The organism is Marinomonas phycocola (assembly GCF_047525455.1).
In the GTDB taxonomy this organism is placed as follows: domain Bacteria; phylum Pseudomonadota; class Gammaproteobacteria; order Pseudomonadales; family Marinomonadaceae; genus Marinomonas.
The window spans coordinates 1-21,330 of sequence record NZ_JBLIXL010000007.1 but is presented as its reverse complement, the minus strand read 5'-3'; the positions used below and the strand labels follow the sequence as shown (position 1 = coordinate 21,330).

Here is a 21,330-nt window from a genome sequence, read left to right as displayed (position 1 = left end):
CGTTTTAAGTTAGTTTAACGTGATGCATAGATTGTCTATAAGTCTTGCCTTTCCTAAATAAGCAGCGACTAAAATAACGAGATCTTTTTCCTTTTTCGTGGGCTTTTTAAGAGTATGTTGCGAGCGAATTTCAAAATAATCTCGGGTAAGTCCTGATGCCTCAAGTTTTTTCTGTGCCTCTTCGCTAATTTCTTCGAACGTTTTTTCTCGGGATAGAATTTGCTCTTTTGCATTTAGCAAGCTTTGATAAACAGATGGCGCAATCACTCTTTCTTCTGGTGTTAGATAGCCATTTCTTGAACTTAAAGCCAGGCCGTCTTCTGCGCGGGCAATTTCTTCTCCAATAATTTTGATATTGGCACTCAAGTCTCGAACCATGTTTTCAATGACTTTGAGCTGTTGAAAATCCTTTGAACCAAAGATAGCAACATCAGGTTGAACGATATTAAATAACTTGGTTACAACAGTTGATACGCCTACAAAGTGTCCTGGTCGGCTGGCTCCGCATAAAATATTCGAGATATCAGACACTTCTATTTGGGTTTGACTGCGCTTGCCATCTGGATACATTTCTAATGCGTCAGGGGCAAAAAGATAGTGGCAGCCATTTTCTAATAACAGAGTTTGATCTTCTGCTAGTGTTCTGGGGTAGCGTTCAATATCTTCGTTTTCTCCAAATTGCATGGGGTTGACAAAGATTGAGGAAACAACAATGTCACCTTCCTTTGTAGCGCGTCTAATCAAACTCATGTGCCCGTCGTGCAGATTGCCCATTGTTGGCACAAATACAATACTCTTGTTTTTTAGTCGTTCGGTTTTTAATGTTGCTCTTAACTCATGTACCGTATGGCATGTTCTCATTGCTAGAAACCGTGTTCGTCGGATGGAAAGGTCTGGTTTTTTACTTCTTGTGCATAGGCTTCGAAAGACTCTTGGATGGATCGTCCATCGGTTAAAAAATTCTTAACGAATCTAGGGCGCTTACCTAGGTTGATGCCAATCATGTCGTGTAGCACCAATACTTGGCCATCCGTATGCTTACCTGCACCTATACCGATGGTTGGCACGCTAACCAGCTCGGTAATTTCTTTGCCTAGATCAGTTGGGATGCACTCGTATAGTAAAATATCTGCGCCTGACTTTACTAAGTCGAGAGAGTCTTGTTTTATTTGATCTGCGGCATCACCTGTTTTGCCTTGTACCTTATAGCCGCCTAGTTTATGAACGGCTTGAGGGGTAAGTCCTAAATGGGCGCACACTGGAATGCCGCGTTGTGATAAAAGGTTTACGGTATCGCATAGCCAGCTTCCTCCTTCTAGCTTTACCATGTTTGCCCCTGCTTGCATAAGTTTTGCAGCATTATCGAGCGCCAGCTCAGGCTTGCTATAACTCATAAAAGGCATGTCAGACAATAAGAAAGCATTGCTATTTCCACGTTTGACGGCTCTGACGTGATAACACATTTCTTCGATCGTTACTGGAAGCGTGCTGTCTTGTCCTTGAATGACCATTCCTAATGAATCACCCACTAGAATGGTGTCTATGCCCGCTTCGTTCATGATGTGGGTGAAGGTTGCATCGTAGGCTGTTAAGCAAGAGAACTTTTCCCCTTTTGCTTTCATTTTTTGCAAGTGGCTTAGGGTAATTGGGCTATTCAGTTTTTTCTTCGAAGTGTCAGCGTACATAGTATTCTTCTTATAGACAGACTAGGTCCGTAGTATTTATGCAATGTAAATGCTCTTCAACGGTTTTGCCGTTTGGTAAAAGCATTCCCGGTGTAATATCTGCTAATGGTTTAATGACAAACCCACGTTCTAGCATATAGGGATGGGGAACCGTCAACCTAGGTAATGATAAGGTATCATTGTTAATTAGAAGTATGTCTAAGTCCAGCGTCCTTGGACCCCAATGTCTTTCTCTTATTCTATTATGTTCCTGTTCGATGTTTTGTAAAGCATCTAGTAGCGGAATGGGGTCTAATAAGGTTGAGAAAGAGGCAACAGCATTGACAAAGTCCGGTTGATCTTGAGGGCCAACGGGTTTGCTTGAATAGAAGTTGGAATAAATTAAATCAGTTATTTCTGGCAAAGCAGAAAGCGCAGCTAGTGCGTTTTCTAGCTGTTGTATAGGGTTATTTAGATTGCTGCCAAGTCCAATATAAATTTTATTCATTTTGTGTCGAACTTGTTGTATCAAATGATGATTTGGTATTTGATTTTCGACGCCTAATACGGCGTTTAGCAGACGTTTTTTTACCGTTTTTTAATGGGTCCGCTTTATTTATTAAATTTCGGCGCTCTTTATCATTGGCATCTTGGAATAATTGCCACCATTCTCCAAGGCCTCCTAGCTCAGACCCACTTTCTTCTCTGATCAGGATAAAATCAAATGCGGCTCTAAATCTAGGGTGTTGCTCCAGTGTGAAAGCACGTTTTCCAAAGCGCTTAGGCAAGCGGAACTGTAAGTCCCAAATTTCTCGCATTGGTGTTGAAAATCGCCTTGGGATGGAGGTATGGGCAACTTGATTATCCAGTACTAAAGATGCTGCTTGGTGTAATGCGGGTGTTTCTGGCAGTCCTTGTGCTAAAAATTCTTCATGGCGATGCAACACTTTCGGCCATAATAGGACGGCATATAAGAAGTAAGGTGCAGTGCTTTTGCCTTCACTTAAGCGTTTGTCTGTATTTATAAGACCTTTAAGAATGAATGCTTCTACCTCTATTAGAGGTGATTGCCAGTTAGTACGAATAAGGTCATCGATCTCTGGAAAAAGATAACGGAATAAGCCGTATTCTTTCAATAGGTGATAGGTCTCTACGCCATTACCGCTGCCAAGGAGCTTTAAGACTTCCTCAAACAATCGTGCAGGTGGTATATGGTCTAATAAGTGAGCCATCTCTTTAATTGGAGCGGCTGTTTTAGCTTCAATAGTAAAATCAAGTTTGGCTGCAAAACGCACCGCTCTTAACATACGCACAGGATCTTCTTGGTAGCGTTGGCTTGCATCACCAATGATCCTTACTTGCTGTGCTTGGATGTCTTCAAGTCCACCGCAGTAATCATGAATGCTAAAGTCAGTGACATTGTAATAGAGAGCATTGAATGTGAAGTCACGACGTTGAGCGTCTTGCTCAATGTCTCCCCACACATTGTCTCTTAAAATAATACCGTGGGAAGAGCGAGCAGAATCTTTACCTTTTAAACTGCTGTTGTTTGATTTTTTGTCGTCTTCTTTGTTTGCTGGGGCCGCATTTGCACGAAATGTCGATACTTCAATGATTTCCCTACCAAAAGTAACGTGAACTAAGCGAAAGCGTCTACCGATTAAACGAGAGTTAGAAAAAATTGCATGAACCTCTTCCGGTGTGGCGCTGGTCACCACATCAAAATCTTTAGGTTTCATATCAATTAAATGATCTCGAATGCATCCACCAACCAAATAGGCGTCAAAGCCTTCTTTATTTAGACGATAAAGAACCTTAACAGCGTTGGTGCTTAGGTTGGAGCGAGAAAGGGTATGTTTATCGCGAGGTATCACTATAGGATACTCGTGTGTTTTTCTTGGAGTAAAAAGCGAACTGGCTTTTTTAGCCAAATTTTTAAATCCTGTTAGCATTAGGGTACAAACTATTAAATTGACGGTGATTGCATTTTACACATGTAACGTAAAAGTTTCACTTGAAATAAAAAGATATGAGAATATGAGATTTAGCGATTAGGTGGGGTAAACAAATAATCGCTTTGGATACATGAAGATATTAGTTCCGAAAACAAAGTTGGTGCTGCTGTCGCAGTTCTACTCAAAACTTATTTTTATTATTGCAATGTTTTCATTGCCCGAAGGCTTATATATCTAAAAAGATCAACTATCCAAAGCGATTTTTCTATCCCTAGCCTCAGATTTTATTTTTATTTTAAGAGGCTAAGGTGTTCCTAACATTTTTATTTTTATTTTTAGGAACTTACATTTCACGACTAACTTATTTTTATTATGGTCTTTCTTGTTATCGTTGTGTTCGTAATAGAGCACAAGGTGTGCCACTTTTGTTATCTTTTTGAAATTTAAGACTTTCTTGTTTTTTTAAGGGTAAAATAATAAAAAGCAATTGTCTTTTTTTGGGTATTTATGTATCACTTGTTACTTCTCGTTGTTACTTTTTTTCTACTTTTAGTTTTTTTCTTCTCTCCCACAGACTTTTTCTAGAAATGCCCAAAGAAAGAGCAAGTTGAGTTTCTGTTAGGGCGTGTTGATGAGTCAGAATAACGTGCTTTAAGTACTCATCTAGGGTAAATATCGAGCTTCCGTCTAGTCCACTGTTTTGTTTTTCGTCTTTTTTTGTGGTTCTTGGAGGGATTTTTAAGTTTGATGGATCTACTTTATTCGAATCACTGAGTATGGTTGCTCGCTCTATTGCGTTTTCTAATTCACGAACGTTTCCAGGCCAGTCATGGGCTCTAATTGCTTGATCAAATTCTTTGGTGTATTTGAGCTTGGTTTTGTGATGCTTTTCGCAAGATTTGTAGAGTAATGTTTCGGCAATTAGGGAGATGTCATTATCTCTATCTCGTAATGGAGGGAGAATAAGCTCCATTACATAGAGGCGATAATATAAGTCTTCACGAAATAACCCTTTAGACACCATGTCTCTTAGGTCTCTATGGGTAGCAGTAACAAGCCGAATATTGACTTTTGTTGAGGTGACTGCACCGACTCGTCGGATTTCTCCTTCTTGCAGTACTCGTAGTAGTCTGGCTTGTGCTTCTACAGGCAGTTCGCCGATCTCATCTAAGAATAGAGTGCCTTTATTTGCAGCAAAAATTAATCCATCTCTAGCGCTTACTGCTCCAGTAAATGCGCCTTTTTCATGACCAAATAGTTCAGATTCAATGAGGTTTTCTGGTATTGCAGCGCAGTTAACACTAATGAGGGGCTGATTTTTTCTTTTGCTTAAATTGTGTAGTGCTTTCGCTACCAGTTCTTTACCAGTCCCTGATTCACCTCTAATCAGTACAGTGACATCCGTTGTGGATATTTTTTGCATATCATTAAAGAGGTTTTGCATCAGTGGACTACTGCCAATAATGCCATTTGCTAGAATTTGTAGGTGAAGAGATTCATCTTTACTGCCTGTCTTAGCAAAAAGTTTGGTTTTTGGCGTGCTTTTATCAAAAATACTTACTACTTTTTCGAGTAGCTTTTCTGATGTTGTTGGTAATGGCTGGTAGTCGTGAGCTCCTTCTTTCATCATCAAGGTGGCGTTGGTCACTGACGGAGATTGATCGAAAATAATAATAGGACAAGGGGAAAAAGAAAGGTTAACAGAGCTTGAGGGCAGTGAGAGTGTGTCGATTAAGATTAAGTCGATGGTGTTTAATTCATGATCTGTTTGTGCTTGGTGGATGTGATGACAACAAAAGGTATTAAATCCACTACGAGACAGCCATATATTGGCTTCCTCAAGAGGAGAGTGTATCGGAAAGATTAAAAGAATATTCTGCATAGCTGTAACCATTGGTAACGATGGGTCACAATTATACACTTTCGTATTTTATCTTGAAGTAGAAACTGGGAATAAAGCCATGTTTAACAGCGTTACGTTTGAAAAGCGAGGCAAGCATGTTGTGGTTGTATGTCGAGTGTTTTTTTGCCTTTTAATGGAGCAAGAGACCAAGCTAAGGTCGCGTGTTCAAGTATTGTGAGAATGTCCTTGCTACTGCATTCTGGTATTCCCAAATAAGATAATGCTGCTTTTAGAACAAAAGGCTCTCCATGTGGCAAGGCTTGTGCGTGATTTTGTTTGCTGATTTTTTGTTTGTAAGGGTCGAGTATAAGGGGGATGTGGGCGATAGATGGAGGTGTCCAGCCAAGCAATTTGTACAAATAGAGCTGAGTATCTGTGGTTTCTAAAAGATCTGAGCCTCTCACTATATGGGTAATGCCTTGTTTGTGGTCGTCAACGACAACCGCTAGTTGATAGGAAAAAAGTTGATCCTTACGTTTGAGTATAGGGCATGTTGTTCGTTGATTTAAGGTGAAAGTCAAATCCCCTTGTATTGGATCAATGTAACGAAGGTTTTCTGCTTGAATGCGTAATCTCCATGAATGGGGGGACTGGATGGTGCCATTGCAATTCCCTATGTGCTTATTTTGCGTGAGCTGAAGCGTTTGGCGAGTGCAATTACAAGGAAATACCTGGCCTTGTACCTTTAATTGATCTAGGTAGGTTTGGTATAGCGTGGTGTGTTCTGATTGAAGCAGGATAGGGCTGTCGCTCTCAAGGTTATAACTAGAGAGGCAGTTAATGATTTCTTGAATGTAATGAGGCTTGCAGCGAGTTTGATCAACATCTTCTATTCTAAGCAGCCATTGTCCGTGATTGGCTTTGGCGTCTAAATAGCTGGCAAGTGCACTAACAAGAGACCCAAAATGAAGAGGGCCAGTTGGCGAGGGTGCAAACCGACCTACATAGTGACTATGCATAGCTGTACAAACAACTCATCAAGTCAGCGTTAAGCTTAACGTCCGACTTGTTTTTCTTTGATCTCTGCAAGCGTTTTACAGTCAATGCAAAGTGTAGCCGTTGGGCGAGCTTCTAAGCGTCGAATACCAATTTCAATGCCACAATGATCGCAAAAACCGTAATCATCTTCATCAATTTTTTCAATTGTTTTGTTGATTTTTTTGACTAATTTACGTTCACGATCACGTGTGCGCAATTCAAGACTAAACTCTTCTTCTTGACTGGCTCTGTCGTTTGGGTCTGCGTAATTAACCGCTTCTTCCTGGAGATGATGAACGGTACGGTCAACTTCTTCCATTAAGTTTTGCTTCCAATTACGCAAAATATTTTTAAAATGCTCGCGCTGAGCTTCGTTCATATACTCTTCATCAGCCTTCGATTCGTAAGGTGTGAAGTCTTTCATTAATGACTCAGGGTTCGTATTTGGCATATTCATTTGCCTCACTTTACAGGCTGTTTTTACACAAATCTGTAAACAATAATTAAGGGTGGTATATTGAGGGCCGAAAACTTATCAAATTATTGATCATGAAACCACTTTTTTTAACACTTTCTGTTAATACTTTGAGAAAAAAGCGGTTTATCTAAGGAAATGAGACAAATTATGAGTAAATTAGCGCATCGAGTTGAAAGCATTTCCCCATTTCATGTCATGGCTATTTTGGATAAAGCGAAGATGTTGCAAGCGTCAGGTGAAGATGTCATTCACTTAGAGGTAGGAGAGCCAGATTTTGTTACTGATTCATCGGTCGCCAATGCAGGTATAGAAGCCATTCAAAAACATCATACGGGTTATACCTCGGCGACAGGTTTACCAGAATTAAAAAAAACGCTGTCTGCGTATTATAAAAAACAGTATCAGGTTGATGTTTCTCCAGAGCGTATTATCGTCACCTCAGGAGCATCAGGGGCTTTGCTTTTACTTTCATCTCTGTTGGTTAATTCTGATGACAATGTATTGATGCCAGACCCTTGTTACCCTTGTAATAGACACTTTCTGATCCAAGTTGGAGCGCAAGCAAAATTAGTTGAAACGCATTCATCTCAGCAGTTTGCTATTGATTTAGAGCAGTTGTCAGAATATTGGGATGATAAGACTTCAGGTCTTTGGTTGGCATCACCTTCTAATCCAACGGGAGCCGTGCTAGATCAAGCCTATCTTGAAACGGCCTTTTCAAAAGTCAGCCGGCTTGGAGGTCACCTGATGGTGGATGAGATCTATCAAGGTCTTGTTTATGAAGGTGAAGATATGACAGCTTTATCCATATCGGATGATATTTTTGTTATTAACAGTTTCTCTAAAAAATTCGCAATGACTGGATGGCGATTAGGATGGGCCGTGGTGCCTGAATGGGCGATTGAAGGCGCAACGAAATTAGCACAGAATCTCTTTATTTCGGCTCCAACGGTCTCTCAATATGCCGCAGTGAGAGCGCTAGAGGATGATGTTCTTGTTGGGTGTGAAAGTAGACGGCAAGTGTTAGATAAACGTCGTCAATTTCTGTTGAAGGAGCTGGATCGTTTAGGTTTGCCTGTTGTTGCACCCGCTCAAGGTGCATTTTATGTGTTTGTTGATGTTTCAGGTATTACTGGAAATGCGATGCAATGGTGTTTGGGGTTATTGGATGAGTACAAAGTTGCATTAACGCCGGGGGATGATTTCGGATTTCATAATTCTCATAAATACGTACGTTTTGCCTACACATGTAATGAAGCTCGCTTAGAAGAGGCTTTAAAGAGGATCGAGCAATACATGAAGCGGAAGGATGCTTGATTGATACAAATGAGATGTAAGCATTATACTGATGTTTATTTTATATAAGTGGTAAAACTATGGATTTGATTCGGGTCGGACTATGGCGGCGTCTTGTTGCTGCCGCATATGACAGTTTTTTGCTTTTGGCTTTGTATTTTATCTTGGGCTGGGGGTTGGTGTTATTAAATGATGGTGCGGCAGTAGAAGGGCCTTGGATGTTTTGGTTTCTGATTTTTGTTGCGTGGTCTTTTTTTGTGAAATTCTGGTGTTACCCAGGACAAACATTAGGTATGCAAGTTTGGAAAATTAAGCTAGTGTCTGAAAGTGGTCAACATGTGACGCTCCGTCAAGCCAGTATGCGTTTTTTGCTTTCAATGATATCTTGGGGTGTGTTTGGACTGGGTTTTTTATGGTGTCTCATCGATAAAGAAGGGCGTTCTTGGCATGATAGGTTAAGTCAAACCAAATTGGTGTACATCGATCATAAAAAAGCAAAAGAAGCTCTATAAAAACCATATTAATTTACTCTTTTCATCAAAATTAGCCCAAATAAGAAGCAGATTGCAATAGGGATTAAAACACCAATTAAAGGTGAAAACCCGACAGTTAGACTGATTCTACCAAATAGGCTTAGAGCATTTTGAAAAACTAGGCCAATCATTACACCAGAGAAAATTCGTCCTCCCATGGTGGAGGACCTTAAAGGTCCAAAGACAGTCGATAAGGCAACAATGACCAAGGCGATTGAGGCAAGAGGGCTGAGTGCTTTACCCCAAAATTCTAACTGATAAGTGCCGCTGTCTAATCCTTGTTGCTTGAGATACGTTTGATACTGTAGTGACTGACTTAAAGACAATGATTCAGGCTCCTGAGCGGCTAGAAATAGATGTTCTGGCTTTAATGAAGTGGCCCATGTGCTGGTATTCTCTTGATACGTTTCGACGGTGCTTTCCAAGAAGTGGGTTGTGCTCGTCGTTTGTAATTCCCATTGGTTGTCAGATTTATGTGTCGCAGTATTTGCTTTGCGAATGTTGGAGAGCTTGTGTCCATCCGGAGTGAATATTTGTACCCCATATAATGTACCGTTCTTGTCTGCGGCATTAATATAAACAAATTTATCCTCGGAGCGTATCCAAACACCACCAGTTAAAGAAAATTGGTTATTTTGTTGGTTTTGTAATTTCTCAATTAAATCGGCTTTTTGTCTGGCTTCTGGAGCAACGTATTCAGTAATAGCCATGCCAACAGCGGAAATTAATAAAACAGGCTGAATGGCAGAATAACCGATTCGCCAGAGTGGGATGCCGGCAGCCCTCATTATGGTAAGCTCAGAGTTTGATGCCAACGCACCTAGACCTGCTAACGTGCCGATGAGAGAAGCAATAGGGATGTACTCTGTAAACCTCCCCGGCAGACGAAAGACAAGAACTTGAAGCAGAGATTCAAGTGGGAAGCTATCATTTACTTTTTTTACTTGATCAATGAAGGTTAAAACGAAGTCCATACCAAGTAAGACAAGAATAACAGTCAAAAATGACCAAAAAACACTGGAGCCAATATGACGATCAAGTTTATTCATTGAATGCGGCTCTTATTCTTTAAAGTAAAACCAAGGAAGTTCATAAGTAATAGTATGGCAATAATGAGGAAAATACTGTGAACCCACCAAAGACCGAACTCTTTTGGGATCTCTCCTTTATTCAAGGCTGTACGAGCCCAAATAAGTATGCCCAAATAGATAATAACTAAAATAATGGCTGGTAATAGTTTAAAGAAACGTCCTTGTCTTGGGTTGACGTGACTCAAGGCTGTTCCAATAATTGCAAGAATAGGAATCATTAAAACAATGGCAAGACGCCACTGCATTTCAACGTATTCTTCTAAATTTTCACTGTTCCAAATGCTGCTGGTGGTTCTGGTGACGAGGTCGGTAATTTCTTCCTTTTCAGGTTCCTCTAAACGAACGGCATAGGTGTCAAATGTGGTGATTTTATAGTTATTTTTTCCTGGGGTGCCTTCGTAGCGAGTGCCATTTTTAAAGACTAAGTAATTTGCACCCTCTTCGCCTTCGGAATTTATTGTTACTTGCTCTACATAAGATGCGAGCGTCTGCACAGGAACGTCTTGGTTTTCAACGCGTACTGAATCTGAAATAAAAACATCATTCATCCAGCCTTCGTTAGGCGTTAAGCTGGTGACGTATGTGGTTTGTTGACCGCTGCCTTGGAAACGCCCTGGTTTAATAAAATCAAAAACGGTTAATTGATCCTGTTGTTGAGAGGCTTGCTCTATCTTATATTCACTGGCAGGGGCAACCCAAAATGTAACAAATGCATTCAATATTGTTACTAAAGTAGCGATTCCCAAGGTGTACCCTGTTAGTTTGATTTTACTGATGCCGCAAGAAAATAGAACCGACATTTCATTTTCAACGTATAAGCGCCCATACGCTAATAATAAGGATAAAAAGAAAGCCAGCGGCAGAATCATTTGTATGAAGCTTGGGATATGGAAACCTAAAATAACGAAGAGAAATTCGAACGTCATTTTTCCTTCAGCGGCACGGCCTAAGTAACTTACAAAACGTCCACTGATTATGATCAACAGTAATATAAGTGAAACCGCTGCTGTTGATACTAGAACTTCTTTTGCCAAGTATCTGAATATTATCAAGAGTACCTCGTTTATGTTACGTGTGAATACGTAGGGAGTTGACAATCGCTATAAAGTCCCCATTATCACGTGCTAGTATGGTGATTATCCAGTGTTTTTTAAATTATAATTTGAGGGTTTGTGAATGAACACGGCATTATTTGATCGTTTATCTACTGTCCAAGCCGATTTGGTTGTGGCATTTGTTCCGAGTGATTCAGAATTACCCGTTTCAACGAGTTGGTTAAATGAGCGTCTAGACGGCAGTATTGAACAACTTAGAGTCTCCAATGTGTTTGCTGGTAAGCTTTCTGAAACACTTCTATTGCCTATAACGACACAAGATTTTGCTCAGCCTATTCTATTGGTTGGCATAGGCAAGGACGGCGCATTGTCTGATGCGCAAGCGCGTAAAGTCACTGGTGCAATTGCGGCTCAAATTAAAAAATTACCGTATAAAACGGTAGCGATTGCGAACAGCGGTCTAACGATAAAAAACCGTTCTACCGAAAATGTGTTAACTTTGATTTCACAATGGATAAATGAAGGCTTTTATGAATTTGTTGGCTTTAAAAAAGAGCCTGAAGTTAAGCCTGAGATTGAAACGATTCTATTGGAAGGATGTGACGAATCTGCTTTAAGTTTTGGTGTTGCAACGGCACACGGCTCTCATTATGCGCGTCAACTTGGTAACCTGCCAGGGAATGTTTGTACACCAAGTTACTTGGCTTCTCAAGCTCAGCAACTAGGTGACGATTACAACTTATCGGTCGATTTGTTAGATGAAAATCGCATGGATGAATTGGGTATGCAGTGCTTACTCTCTGTTGGTCGAGGCAGTGATCAACCAAGTTACTTGATTGTTATGGAATACAAAGGCGGAGAAGAAGGTGATGCGCCCCATGTATTGCTAGGTAAAGGTATTACATTTGATACGGGTGGTATTTCATTGAAGCCCGGTTCTAAAATGGATGAAATGAAATACGACATGTGTGGCGCTGCCAGTGTGTTCGGCACAATGAAGTCGATTTGTGAATTGAAACCTAAACTTAATGTTACTGCTGTGATTGCCGCTGCTGAAAACATGCCAAGTGGACGTGCAACCAAACCGGGTGATGTGGTTCGAACCATGTCTGGTCAAACGGTAGAAATTTTAAATACCGATGCTGAAGGTCGTCTGGTTTTGTGTGATGCATTGACTTACATTGAACGCTTCGAACCTAAATCTGTGGTCGATGTTGCGACGTTAACTGGTGCGTGTGTCGTTGCTCTTGGAAGTGTGAACTCTGGGATGTATTCAAACAACGATACTGTGGCGGCCGATTTACATGAAGCAAGCAAGGTCTCTGCTGATAAAATCTGGCAAATGCCTTTAGATGAAGAGTATCAGCAGCAGTTAGACAGTAATTTTGCCGATATTGCTAACATCGGCGGCCCTGAAGCTGGTTCTGTAACCGCTGCATGTTTCTTGTCTCGTTTTACTAAGTCTTATCCTTGGGCTCATTTAGACATTGCTGGAACGGCTTGGTCGGGTGGCGCTGCGAAAGGCGCAAGCGGTCGTCCTGTTGCATTACTCACTCAATATCTATTGTTGAAAGCAAATGGGTAATTGTTAGGTCGCTCTCATTACGCTTATCTAATAAATGGACGACTAAGTGAGGGTTGGCTTCAGTCGTTCATTGCTCTTTTTTAAATTTGAGTGATCGAGTTTAATTATTGCTTTTATTTCTTCTGTTTTTTTTATCTATTTGATTTATATGAAAAAAATTCAATAATGTGTATTCAAAGGAAGGTGTTTTACTTTTTTAGGGGTTATCTTGGGTGGACTTTTTATCTCTTGAATGAGAAAGTTAATTGAACAACTCGGAAAAATTTAATTAATGGTTAAGCATGGTTATGTCAGATTTGTCACAAGAGCATGAACGCATGGTCTCTGAACCCGATGAAAACGTGTTAATAGAAGCGCTACGGAATCAAGATGATATTCCTATTTTGATGGATATCGTGGGTGAACATGTTTCACTTAGTCTCAACCAAGAAACGTATTTTTCTAAAAAAATGGAAAGTGAATCAAAGGGCGTAACCTCGACTTCTCCTCTTGATAGCAGCGTTTCGGTAACTACAGTGCCTGTTGATCAAGCTCCAATTACATCTTTTTCTGGAGTGGACAGCGCCCAGTTACAATCTGCTATAAAAACTGTGATAGAGCGTTTATTGCCAACTATTGTTGAAGAAGTAATTAAAGAATTAACTCTTACATCTGAAAAAGCGAGATGAATTAGTTTAATGATGTATGATTAAATTAGTACTGCCTTTTTAACGATTTATAGATATTCATGGTCATGAATATCTAGTTTTATCTCGTCTTCTGCGTTTACTTACTCTTGGCTGTTTTTTTCTCTCCCTTTGTCGCGTTATACTAACCTCCATAATTATTCTTTTCTCCTCTCATTATTTATAGAAGTCTAAGAAACCATAATGGAAAAAACTTACCAACCACACACAATTGAACAACCAATTTACCAAAAATGGGAAGAGTCTGGATCTTTCTCTCCTCAAGGTAATGGCACTCCTTTCTCTATCATGATTCCGCCACCGAATGTGACGGGCAGTTTGCACATGGGGCATGCTTTCCAGCATACGTTAATGGACGCTATGATTCGTCGTGAACGTATGGGTGGCAAACAAGCATTATGGCAGCCGGGCAGCGACCATGCAGGCATTGCGACGCAGATGGTTGTTGAGCGCCAATTGTTAGCGGATGGGATTAAGCGTCACGATTTAGGTCGTGAGAAGTTCCTTGAAAAAGTATGGGATTGGAAAGCGGAGTCTGGAGGCACAATTTCTGGCCAGATGCGTGTGTTAGGCGACTCGGTTGCATGGGAAAAAGAACGTTTTACCATGGATCCAGGTATGTCTAAAGCCGTACAAGAAGTGTTTGTACGTTTGTACGATGAAGGCATTATTTATCGTGGGCAACGATTGGTCAATTGGGACCCAAAATTACACACAGCGATTTCTGACTTGGAAGTATTGTCCGAAGAAGAAAACGGCTTTATGTGGCATTTCCGTTATCCACTAGCGGACGGCGCAAAAACAGCGGATGGCAAAGACTACATTGTTGTTGCGACTACCCGTCCAGAAACAATGTTGGGTGATTCTGCCGTAGCGGTGGCCCCTGATGATGAGCGTTATGCTGATCTAGTGGGCAAAGAAGTGTTGCTCCCATTAGTTGACCGCCGTATCCCTGTCATTGCTGATAGTTATGTAGATAAAGAATTTGGTACAGGATGTGTAAAGATTACTCCAGCTCACGACTTTAATGATAATGAAGTGGGTAAGCGTCATAATCTTCCTTTGATTAATGTTTTCAACGATGATGCGGCCATTAATGACGCTGCTCCTGAAAAATATCGTGGATTAGATCGTTTTGAGGCTCGTAAAGTCGTTGTTGCTGATTTTGATGCACTTGGTTTTTTGGAAAAAATAGATGATCACAAATTAAAGGTTCCTCGTGGTGACCGTTCTGGAGTGGTAATTGAACCTTACTTAACGAATCAGTGGTATGTTGGTGTTGAATCTTTAGTGCAACCAGCCATTGATGCGGTTGAAAATGGGGACATTCAATTTGTTCCTAAACAATGGGAAAATACTTATTTCTCTTGGATGCGTGATTTGCAGGATTGGTGTATTTCTCGTCAGTTATGGTGGGGGCACCGTATACCAGCTTGGTATGATTCTGAAGGTAAGTTCTATGTGGGTAATAGTGAAGAAGACGTTCGAGCTAAATATTCATTACCAGCAGGGCTTGAGTTAAACCAAGATAACGATGTATTGGACACGTGGTTCTCTTCGGCATTATGGACGTTTGCGACTCAAGGTTGGCCTGAAGAAACACAAGACTTCTTAAAATTCAGTGAGTCTGATGTATTGGTTACGGGATTTGATATTATTTTCTTCTGGGTTGCCAGAATGATTATGATGACGCTGAAGTTCACTAAAAAGGTGCCTTTCAAAACAGTCTATATCACTGGCTTGATTCGTGATGAGAAAGGGCAGAAGATGTCTAAATCAAAAGGGAACGTCATTGATCCCCTAGATTTAATATCTGGTATTTCACTTGAAGAACTTGTGGCAAAACGCACATCAGGAATGATGCAACCCGCCTTGTCCAAAAAAGTCGAGAAGGCAACAAGAGAGGCGTACCCAGATGGTATTCAAGCATATGGTACGGACGCGTTGCGCTTTACGTTGTGTTCTTTGGCATCTGGCGGTCGAGACATCAAATTTGATTTGAATCGTCTTGAAGGCTATCGTAACTTCTGTAATAAAATTTGGAATGCGACCCGTTATGTATTGATGAATACGGAAGATCAAAACTGCGGTCAAAATAATGAAGAGGTGACTCTGTCACTGGCAGATCAATGGATCATTTCACGACTTCAGCGTACGGAAGAAGCGGTTAATCATGCTTTTGAAACGCATCGATATGACTTGGCTTCTCAAGCACTCTACGAGTTTATGTGGCATGAATACTGCGATTGGTATTTAGAATTGTCTAAACCTGTGTTATGGGATGAAAGCGCTACGCCTGAGCAACTTATGGGGACGCGTCGTACTTTGGTTAGAGTGTTGGAAGTCTTCTTGAGATTGGCGCATCCAATGATGCCATTTATTACAGAAGAAATCTGGCAGAAAATTGCACCACTGGCAGCAATTGAAGGCGATACAATTATGCTTGCTAATTACCCTCAAGCAGATATGACGCGTTTGAATGAGCAAGCAGAGTCAGATATTGAATGGGTTAAAGGTGTTATTGAAGGTATTCGGAATATACGTGGTGAAATGAATATTGCACCATCGAAACCATTAACGGTATTAATGCGTAATGGTTTATCTGAAGATAAGCGTCGTCTTGATGCAAACCTTACCTTCTTGCAAAAATTGGCAAAATTAGAATCCGTTACTTGGTTGTCGGGTGAAGATGAAGCGCCTATGTCGGCGACGGCTTTAGTTGGTGATATGGAAGTATTGGTTCCAATGGCTGGCTTGATTGATAAAAATGCTGAATTAGCTCGTTTACAAAAAGAAATTGATAAATCAGAGAAAGATTTACAACGAATTCTTGGTAAGCTAAATAATGAAAGTTTTGTCGCCAAAGCCCCTGAAGCGGTTGTAGCGAAAGAGAAAGCCAAAGCGGAGGATTTAGAACTTGCTGTCAGTAAATTGCAGCAACAAAAAACGACGATTGAATCATTATAGAAGCAGGGTTGTTATGAAACGGGAGCCTAGGCTCCCGTTTTTGTTTAGGCTAAAAATAAAAAAAGAGGAAGCCAGCAATGAATAAGCAATTGGGAAAAGTGAAATGGTTTAATAATACAAAAGGAATAGGGTTTATTATGTTAGAGGATAAAGGAGAGGTTTTTGTACATTATAAATCGATCTTATTTGATGGGCATAAAACGTTAAAAAAAGGACAAGATGTTACTTTTCAAATCGTAGAGACAGAGTTTGGTTTGCAAGCCGCAGATGTTGCCTTAGTTGGCACTGTCTAAGCGAACTTATTTTATACTGAATTTAAAAAAGGCAATTAGCATTGGATCATGAATATTGGATGGAAAAAGCACTTGAGTTGGCAGATCAAGCTGAGCTGAAGAGTGAAATTCCAGTAGGGGCTATTGTTGTATTAAACAATGAAATTATTGGTCAAGGATATAACGCTCCGATTTCTTTGTGTGACCCCACGGCGCATGCTGAAATCCAAGCGATTCGCTCAGCATGTGAGAATATTGGCAATTATCGACTTTCGGGTTGCCAGTTATACGTTACTTTAGAACCTTGCTCAATGTGTGCGGGCGCTATTATTCATGCTCGTATTGAGCAAGTTATTTATGGTGCTGTCGAGCCTAAAAGTGGGGCCGTTTGTAGCCAGCATGAATTCTTTTCTGAGCCGTTTTTAAATCATAAGGTCTCTGTCGTTGGTGGTGTTTTAGCGGATAAAGCGTCTCAAAAGCTGAGTCATTTTTTTCAATATAGGCGAGATCAAAAAAAGAAGATCAAGAAAATGAGGTGAAACAGGCAATTGTTGCCCTTTTTTGATTTAATCTACAATAAACTCGACTCTTTGCTAGCCTCCTTTAAGTGCCTTGTTTTAAAATACAGCAAATTCCCCAAAAACTACCCATAGCGAGGCAATACACAGCATGCTAACTTTGCATGGTTCTTCCGCCCTTTCCGCATTTCAAAAAGCAAAAATCTTGTCAGCAATGCAGCACATTGTTCCAGCAGTGACGGATATTGATGCTCAGTTTATACATTTTGCAACGCTTGAAGATGGCCATCACTTGTCCAAAGAAGAAGAGAATGTTCTTGACCGAGCTTTAACATACGGAGCTAAAACTTCTGAAGTGAAGGAGTCAGGCGCTCGCTTTTTGGTTATTCCTCGATTAGGAACCATTTCTCCTTGGTCTTCTAAAGCAACTGACATCCTACATAATTGTGGTTTGACGCAAGTGCTGCGTGTTGAACGCGGCATACAGTATTTTGTTCATAGTGATTCATCATTATCTGAAAGCGATTTGTTGCAATTGATTGATGTCTGCCACGATCGAATGACTGAAAGTGTTTTGGGGTCGTTAGAGCAAGTTACTCAAATCTTTCATCAGTCACAACCTGCACCAATGACGCAAATTGATATAATAAGAGGTGGACGTGAAGCTCTTGCATCAGCGAATGTTACACTCGGTCTTGCTTTAGCGGATGATGAGATTGATTATTTGGTGGAGGCATTTGTTCAATTAGGCCGAAACCCTAATGACGTTGAATTAATGATGTTTGCACAAGCGAACTCAGAGCATTGCCGACATAAGATTTTTAATGCAAGTTGGACGATTGACGGTGTTGATCAAGAGCGTTCTTTATTCAAAATGATTAAGAACACTCATGAATATAATCCAGATGGTACGCTTTCTGCTTACAAAGATAATGCTGCCGTGATGGAAGGGCATACAGCAGGGCGCTTCTATCCTAATGCTGACTCGAAAGAATATGGTTTCAATACTCAGCCAATAGACATTCTTATGAAAGTTGAGACGCATAACCATCCGACGGCAATTGCGCCATTTTCTGGTGCTGCAACGGGCTCTGGTGGTGAAATCCGTGATGAAGGTGCAACAGGTGTTGGTTCTAAGCCAAAGGCAGGGCTAACTGGTTACACAGTATCTGATTTGAAAATACCGGGTTTTGAGCAGCCTTGGGAAAGTCAATATGGCAAGCCAAACCGAATTGTGTCGCCTTTAGACATTATGATTGAAGGTCCCATTGGCGGAGCTGCTTTTAATAATGAATTTGGCCGTCCAAATATTCTTGGCTATTTCCGTACATATGAAGAAACAATCGCAGGAACTGATGGTGATGAGGTTCGTGGGTACCATAAGCCGATCATGCTTGCTGGTGGGTTAGGGAATATCCGTAGAGATCATGTAGAAAAAGGTGTGATTCCTGTTAGCGCTAAGTTGATTGTCCTAGGTGGACCAGCGATGTTGATCGGGCTTGGCGGAAGTGCCGCTTCCTCTATGTCATCATCTGATGGTAATGAAGATTTGGATTTTGCTTCCGTACAGCGTGGTAACCCAGAGATGGAGCGACGTTGTCAGGAAGTGATTGATCGCTGCTGGCAGCTAGAAGAAAATAACCCAATTAGTTTTATTCATGATGTGGGTGCAGGTGGTTTATCAAATGCGTTACCTGAGTTAGTAAAAGATGGTGAACGTGGCGGTAAGTTTGATTTACGTAGTGTTCTTATTGATGAAAAAGGCATGTCGCCATTAGAAATCTGGTGTAATGAATCACAAGAACGTTATGTGCTTGCTGTTCCTCCATCGCGTTTGGCTGAATTCACCAAATTGTGTGAAAGAGAGCGTTGTCCTTTTACTGTTGTTGGTGAGGCAACAGAAGAGATGCATTTGTCTGTTGATGACACAATTTTTTCTAATCAGCCTGTTGATTTACCGATGTCTATTTTGTTTGGCAAACCACCTAAGATGCACAGACAGGCAACTAAGGACACAATTAAAGGTGATCAATTTGATGGCTCTCAGATTGATTTATCTGATGCTGCAAAACGCGTATTGTCTTTACCTACGGTTGCAAGTAAGAATTTCTTGATCACCATTGGTGACCGTTCAATTACAGGCATGATTGCGCGTGATCAGATGGTTGGTCCATGGCAGGTTCCTGTTGCAGACGTTGCTGTAACGACGTCTTCTTTAGACAGTTATACGGGTGAATCCATGTCCATGGGGGAGCGTACTCCATTGGCAATTTTGGATGCACCTGCTTCAGGTCGTATGGCCGTTGGCGAATCGTTAACTAACCTTGCTGCATCCTTGGTGACAGGACGTAGAGCAATTAAGCTTTCTGCAAACTGGATGGCGGCGGCCGGTCATCCAGGTGAGGATGAAAAACTGTATGAAACGGTTAAAGCGGTTGGCATGGAGTTATGTCCTGCATTGGATATCGCTATCCCAGTAGGTAAAGATTCCATGTCGATGAAAACGGTATGGGAAGAGCAATCTGAGAAGAAGAGTGTTACCTCTCCACTCTCTTTGGTTATTACTGCATTTGCTCCTGTTGTCGATGTTCGTAAAACCTTAACGCCTGAATTAAAAAATGATGTTGATACCAGTTTAGTGCTGCTTGACTTAGGTGAAGGTAAAAACCGCTTAGGTGGTTCTGCGCTTGCCCAAGTTCATAACCAAATCGGCTCTATTGTTCCTGATGTTGATAATCCTAAGGTACTGGCTGCCTTTTTTGACTCGATTCAGCAATTGAATGGCGAAGGTAAGGTGTTGGCTTATCATGATCGTTCTGATGGTGGTTTGTTTGCTACATTGGTAGAAATGTCATTTGCCAGTCATCTTGGTTTGGATGTGGACCTTTCGGAATTAGTCTCTAGTGCAAACGAAATAACGGCCTCGCTGTTTAATGAAGAGCTTGGGGCTGTGATTCAAGTTCGTAATAGTGATTTAGAAAGCGTTTTATCTCATCTAACTGGTGTTAGTGTGCAAGCCTGTGTTGTCGCGACGTTGAGCTCAGATGATCAAATTCGTATTAAGTATCAAGATAATGTTGTGTTAGAGGAGAGTCGAGTAAATTGGCAACGAACGTGGTCTGAAACCAGTTATCGTGTTCAATCATTGCGTGATAATCCTGAATGTGCTCAGCAAGAGTTTGATTCACTTCTTGATAATAAAGATCCTGGGTTACACAGTCGCCTAACATTTGATATCAATGAAGACATAACGACATTGGTAGGTGAAAGTGTTAAACGGCCTAAAATTGCAGTATTAAGAGAGCAGGGAGTAAATGGCCATGTTGAAATGGCAGCCGCTTTCCATAAAGCGGGTTTTGCATCCTATGATATTCACATGAGTGATATTTTAACTGGACGCGTGAGCCTTAAAGAGTATCAAGGCTTGGTTGCTTGCGGTGGTTTCTCTTATGGTGATGTTCTAGGTGCTGGTGAGGGTTGGGCTAAATCAATTCTCTTTAACAAAGTAGCACGAGAAGAGTTTTCATCGTTCTTCCAAAGACCCGACACCTTTGCGTTAGGTGTGTGTAATGGTTGTCAAATGCTTTCAACGCTACGTGAACTTATTCCAGGTACAGAACATTGGCCTAAATTTGTTCGTAATGAATCAGCTCAATTTGAATCACGCTTGGTTCAAGTCGAAGTGCAAGAATCAAATTCTATTCTATTTAAAGGAATGGAAGGTTCTTGTATGCCGATTGTTGTTGCGCATGGTGAAGGGCAAACAGAATATAGAAATACCGAAGATTACGATGCTTTGGTTGCTAATGCTCAAGTGTCATTGAAATATGTAAACAACTACGGTCAAGCGACAGAGCAATACCCTTTTAATCCAAATGGTTCTGCAAATGGTGTTACTGGACTTACATCTGAAGATGGTCGAGTTACCATTATGATGCCGCACCCTGAGCGAGTATATCGAACGGTTCAGCATAGCTGGCATCCGACTGAATGGTCTGAGCAAGCGCCTTGGTTGCGTTTGTTCCAAAATGCACGTAAGTGGTTAGGCTAATAAGGAAAAGATAACAAACCTTGTATACATTTTACTCTGTATACAGGTTTTTTTTTAATTTTTACTTTTTTTTAAAAAAGAGTAAAAAACTACTTGCCAAAAAAAACGGAAAGGGTATTATACGCCCCACTGAGAAGCAGTTCACCATCGCAAGATGGTAAAGAAAAACTCTCATCGCTCTTTAAAATAGTTAATCAGATAATTTGTGTGGGCGCTCGCTGGAGACTTCGAAAACATTTTGAAGTCTTACGAGAGTCTATAACACTTTCAATTCGTTCTTGTTTGTTTGATTTATCAA

17 protein-coding genes are annotated in these 21,330 nt (G+C 40.8%); 8 read left to right on the top strand and 9 right to left on the bottom strand.

Annotation, left to right across the window (positions count from 1 at the left end; translation table 11 throughout):
- Positions 1 to 9: 9 nt before the first annotated feature.
- The 7 genes from panC to dksA form a co-directional block, all read right to left on the bottom strand.
- The gene (gene panC / locus ACMUMJ_RS07025; protein WP_414678100.1) at positions 10 to 861 is read right to left on the bottom strand and encodes a pantoate--beta-alanine ligase; all 852 of its coding nucleotides are present in this window, start codon (positions 859 to 861) and stop codon (positions 10 to 12) included.
- Positions 862 to 863: 2 nt separating this feature from the next.
- Positions 864 to 1,685, bottom strand: coding sequence for a 3-methyl-2-oxobutanoate hydroxymethyltransferase (gene panB, locus ACMUMJ_RS07020; RefSeq protein WP_414678099.1), 822 nt, complete (start codon positions 1,683 to 1,685; stop codon positions 864 to 866).
- A 10-nt stretch (positions 1,686 to 1,695) separates the two neighbouring features.
- On the bottom strand, positions 1,696 to 2,172 hold the full coding sequence (gene folK / locus ACMUMJ_RS07015) for a 2-amino-4-hydroxy-6-hydroxymethyldihydropteridine diphosphokinase (RefSeq protein WP_414678098.1): 477 nt from the start codon (positions 2,170 to 2,172) through the stop codon (positions 1,696 to 1,698).
- On the bottom strand, positions 2,165 to 3,616 hold the full coding sequence (gene pcnB / locus ACMUMJ_RS07010) for a polynucleotide adenylyltransferase PcnB (RefSeq protein WP_414678097.1): 1,452 nt from the start codon (positions 3,614 to 3,616) through the stop codon (positions 2,165 to 2,167). The genes folK and pcnB overlap by 8 nt, the downstream gene beginning before the upstream one ends.
- A gap of 535 nt (positions 3,617 to 4,151) precedes the next feature.
- Entirely contained in the window at positions 4,152 to 5,501 is a 1,350-nt protein-coding gene (locus ACMUMJ_RS07005) for a sigma-54 interaction domain-containing protein (protein WP_414678096.1), read from the bottom strand.
- Positions 5,502 to 5,593: 92 nt separating this feature from the next.
- Positions 5,594 to 6,481 (bottom strand): tRNA glutamyl-Q(34) synthetase GluQRS, encoded by an 888-nt coding sequence (gene gluQRS, locus ACMUMJ_RS07000; protein WP_414678095.1) that lies wholly within the window; start codon positions 6,479 to 6,481, stop codon positions 5,594 to 5,596.
- Between the two features lie 35 nt (positions 6,482 to 6,516).
- Positions 6,517 to 6,951, bottom strand: coding sequence for an RNA polymerase-binding protein DksA (gene dksA / locus ACMUMJ_RS06995; RefSeq protein WP_414678094.1), 435 nt, complete (start codon positions 6,949 to 6,951; stop codon positions 6,517 to 6,519).
- Between the two features lie 174 nt (positions 6,952 to 7,125).
- On the opposite strand from dksA, the gene ACMUMJ_RS06990 reads away from it, so the two are divergent.
- Positions 7,126 to 8,295 (top strand): aminotransferase class I/II-fold pyridoxal phosphate-dependent enzyme, encoded by a 1,170-nt coding sequence (locus tag ACMUMJ_RS06990; protein WP_414678093.1) that lies wholly within the window; start codon positions 7,126 to 7,128, stop codon positions 8,293 to 8,295.
- 59 nt (positions 8,296 to 8,354) lie between these two features.
- A complete protein-coding gene (locus ACMUMJ_RS06985) occupies positions 8,355 to 8,786 on the top strand; it encodes an RDD family protein (RefSeq protein WP_414678092.1) in 432 nt (143 codons plus the stop codon).
- 8 nt (positions 8,787 to 8,794) lie between these two features.
- On the opposite strand, the gene lptG is transcribed toward ACMUMJ_RS06985, so the two are convergent.
- Positions 8,795 to 9,856: an LPS export ABC transporter permease LptG gene (gene lptG, locus ACMUMJ_RS06980; RefSeq protein WP_414678091.1), complete on the bottom strand. Its 1,062-nt coding sequence runs from the start codon at positions 9,854 to 9,856 to the stop codon at positions 8,795 to 8,797.
- Positions 9,853 to 10,950 carry an LPS export ABC transporter permease LptF gene (gene lptF / locus ACMUMJ_RS06975; protein ID WP_414678089.1) on the bottom strand — a complete coding sequence of 366 codons (1,098 nt, stop codon included), beginning with the start codon at positions 10,948 to 10,950 and terminating at the stop codon, positions 9,853 to 9,855. The genes lptG and lptF overlap by 4 nt, the downstream gene beginning before the upstream one ends.
- Positions 10,951 to 11,074: 124 nt before the next feature.
- On the opposite strand from lptF, the gene ACMUMJ_RS06970 reads away from it, so the two are divergent.
- The 6 genes from ACMUMJ_RS06970 to purL all read left to right on the top strand — a co-directional run bounded on the left by ACMUMJ_RS06970 (position 11,075) and on the right by purL (position 21,032).
- Positions 11,075 to 12,538, top strand: coding sequence for a leucyl aminopeptidase (locus ACMUMJ_RS06970; protein ID WP_414678088.1), 1,464 nt, complete (start codon positions 11,075 to 11,077; stop codon positions 12,536 to 12,538).
- A gap of 287 nt (positions 12,539 to 12,825) precedes the next feature.
- Positions 12,826 to 13,206: a hypothetical protein gene (locus tag ACMUMJ_RS06965; protein ID WP_414678087.1), complete on the top strand. Its 381-nt coding sequence runs from the start codon at positions 12,826 to 12,828 to the stop codon at positions 13,204 to 13,206.
- Positions 13,207 to 13,407: 201 nt separating this feature from the next.
- Entirely contained in the window at positions 13,408 to 16,191 is a 2,784-nt protein-coding gene (locus ACMUMJ_RS06960; protein ID WP_414678086.1) for a valine--tRNA ligase, read from the top strand.
- Between the two features lie 77 nt (positions 16,192 to 16,268).
- On the top strand, positions 16,269 to 16,484 hold the full coding sequence (locus ACMUMJ_RS06955; RefSeq protein ID WP_414678085.1) for a cold-shock protein: 216 nt from the start codon (positions 16,269 to 16,271) through the stop codon (positions 16,482 to 16,484).
- 41 nt (positions 16,485 to 16,525) lie between these two features.
- The gene (tadA, locus tag ACMUMJ_RS06950; protein ID WP_414678084.1) at positions 16,526 to 17,002 is read left to right on the top strand and encodes a tRNA adenosine(34) deaminase TadA; all 477 of its coding nucleotides are present in this window, start codon (positions 16,526 to 16,528) and stop codon (positions 17,000 to 17,002) included.
- 130 nt (positions 17,003 to 17,132) lie between these two features.
- On the top strand, positions 17,133 to 21,032 hold the full coding sequence (gene purL, locus ACMUMJ_RS06945) for a phosphoribosylformylglycinamidine synthase (RefSeq protein WP_414678083.1): 3,900 nt from the start codon (positions 17,133 to 17,135) through the stop codon (positions 21,030 to 21,032).
- Positions 21,033 to 21,330 lie beyond the last annotated feature (298 nt).

Excerpts from the sequence above, each read along its gene's own strand:
- panC (WP_414678100.1), bottom strand. The coding sequence starts at position 861 with ATGAGAACATGCCATACGGTACATGAGTTAAGAGCAACATTAAAAACC.
- panB (WP_414678099.1), bottom strand. The coding sequence starts at position 1,685 with ATGTACGCTGACACTTCGAAGAAAAAACTGAATAGCCCAATTACCCTA.
- folK (WP_414678098.1), bottom strand. The coding sequence starts at position 2,172 with ATGAATAAAATTTATATTGGACTTGGCAGCAATCTAAATAACCCTATA.
- pcnB (WP_414678097.1), bottom strand. The coding sequence starts at position 3,616 with ATGCTAACAGGATTTAAAAATTTGGCTAAAAAAGCCAGTTCGCTTTTT.
- ACMUMJ_RS07005 (WP_414678096.1), bottom strand. The coding sequence starts at position 5,501 with ATGCAGAATATTCTTTTAATCTTTCCGATACACTCTCCTCTTGAGGAA.
- gluQRS (WP_414678095.1), bottom strand. The coding sequence starts at position 6,481 with ATGCATAGTCACTATGTAGGTCGGTTTGCACCCTCGCCAACTGGCCCT.
- dksA (WP_414678094.1), bottom strand. The coding sequence starts at position 6,951 with ATGCCAAATACGAACCCTGAGTCATTAATGAAAGACTTCACACCTTAC.
- ACMUMJ_RS06990 (WP_414678093.1), top strand. The coding sequence starts at position 7,126 with ATGAGTAAATTAGCGCATCGAGTTGAAAGCATTTCCCCATTTCATGTC.
- ACMUMJ_RS06985 (WP_414678092.1), top strand. The coding sequence starts at position 8,355 with ATGGATTTGATTCGGGTCGGACTATGGCGGCGTCTTGTTGCTGCCGCA.
- lptG (WP_414678091.1), bottom strand. The coding sequence starts at position 9,856 with ATGAATAAACTTGATCGTCATATTGGCTCCAGTGTTTTTTGGTCATTT.
- ACMUMJ_RS06970 (WP_414678088.1), top strand. The coding sequence starts at position 11,075 with ATGAACACGGCATTATTTGATCGTTTATCTACTGTCCAAGCCGATTTG.
- ACMUMJ_RS06965 (WP_414678087.1), top strand. The coding sequence starts at position 12,826 with ATGTCAGATTTGTCACAAGAGCATGAACGCATGGTCTCTGAACCCGAT.
- ACMUMJ_RS06960 (WP_414678086.1), top strand. The coding sequence starts at position 13,408 with ATGGAAAAAACTTACCAACCACACACAATTGAACAACCAATTTACCAA.
- ACMUMJ_RS06955 (WP_414678085.1), top strand. The coding sequence starts at position 16,269 with ATGAATAAGCAATTGGGAAAAGTGAAATGGTTTAATAATACAAAAGGA.
- purL (WP_414678083.1), top strand. The coding sequence starts at position 17,133 with ATGCTAACTTTGCATGGTTCTTCCGCCCTTTCCGCATTTCAAAAAGCA.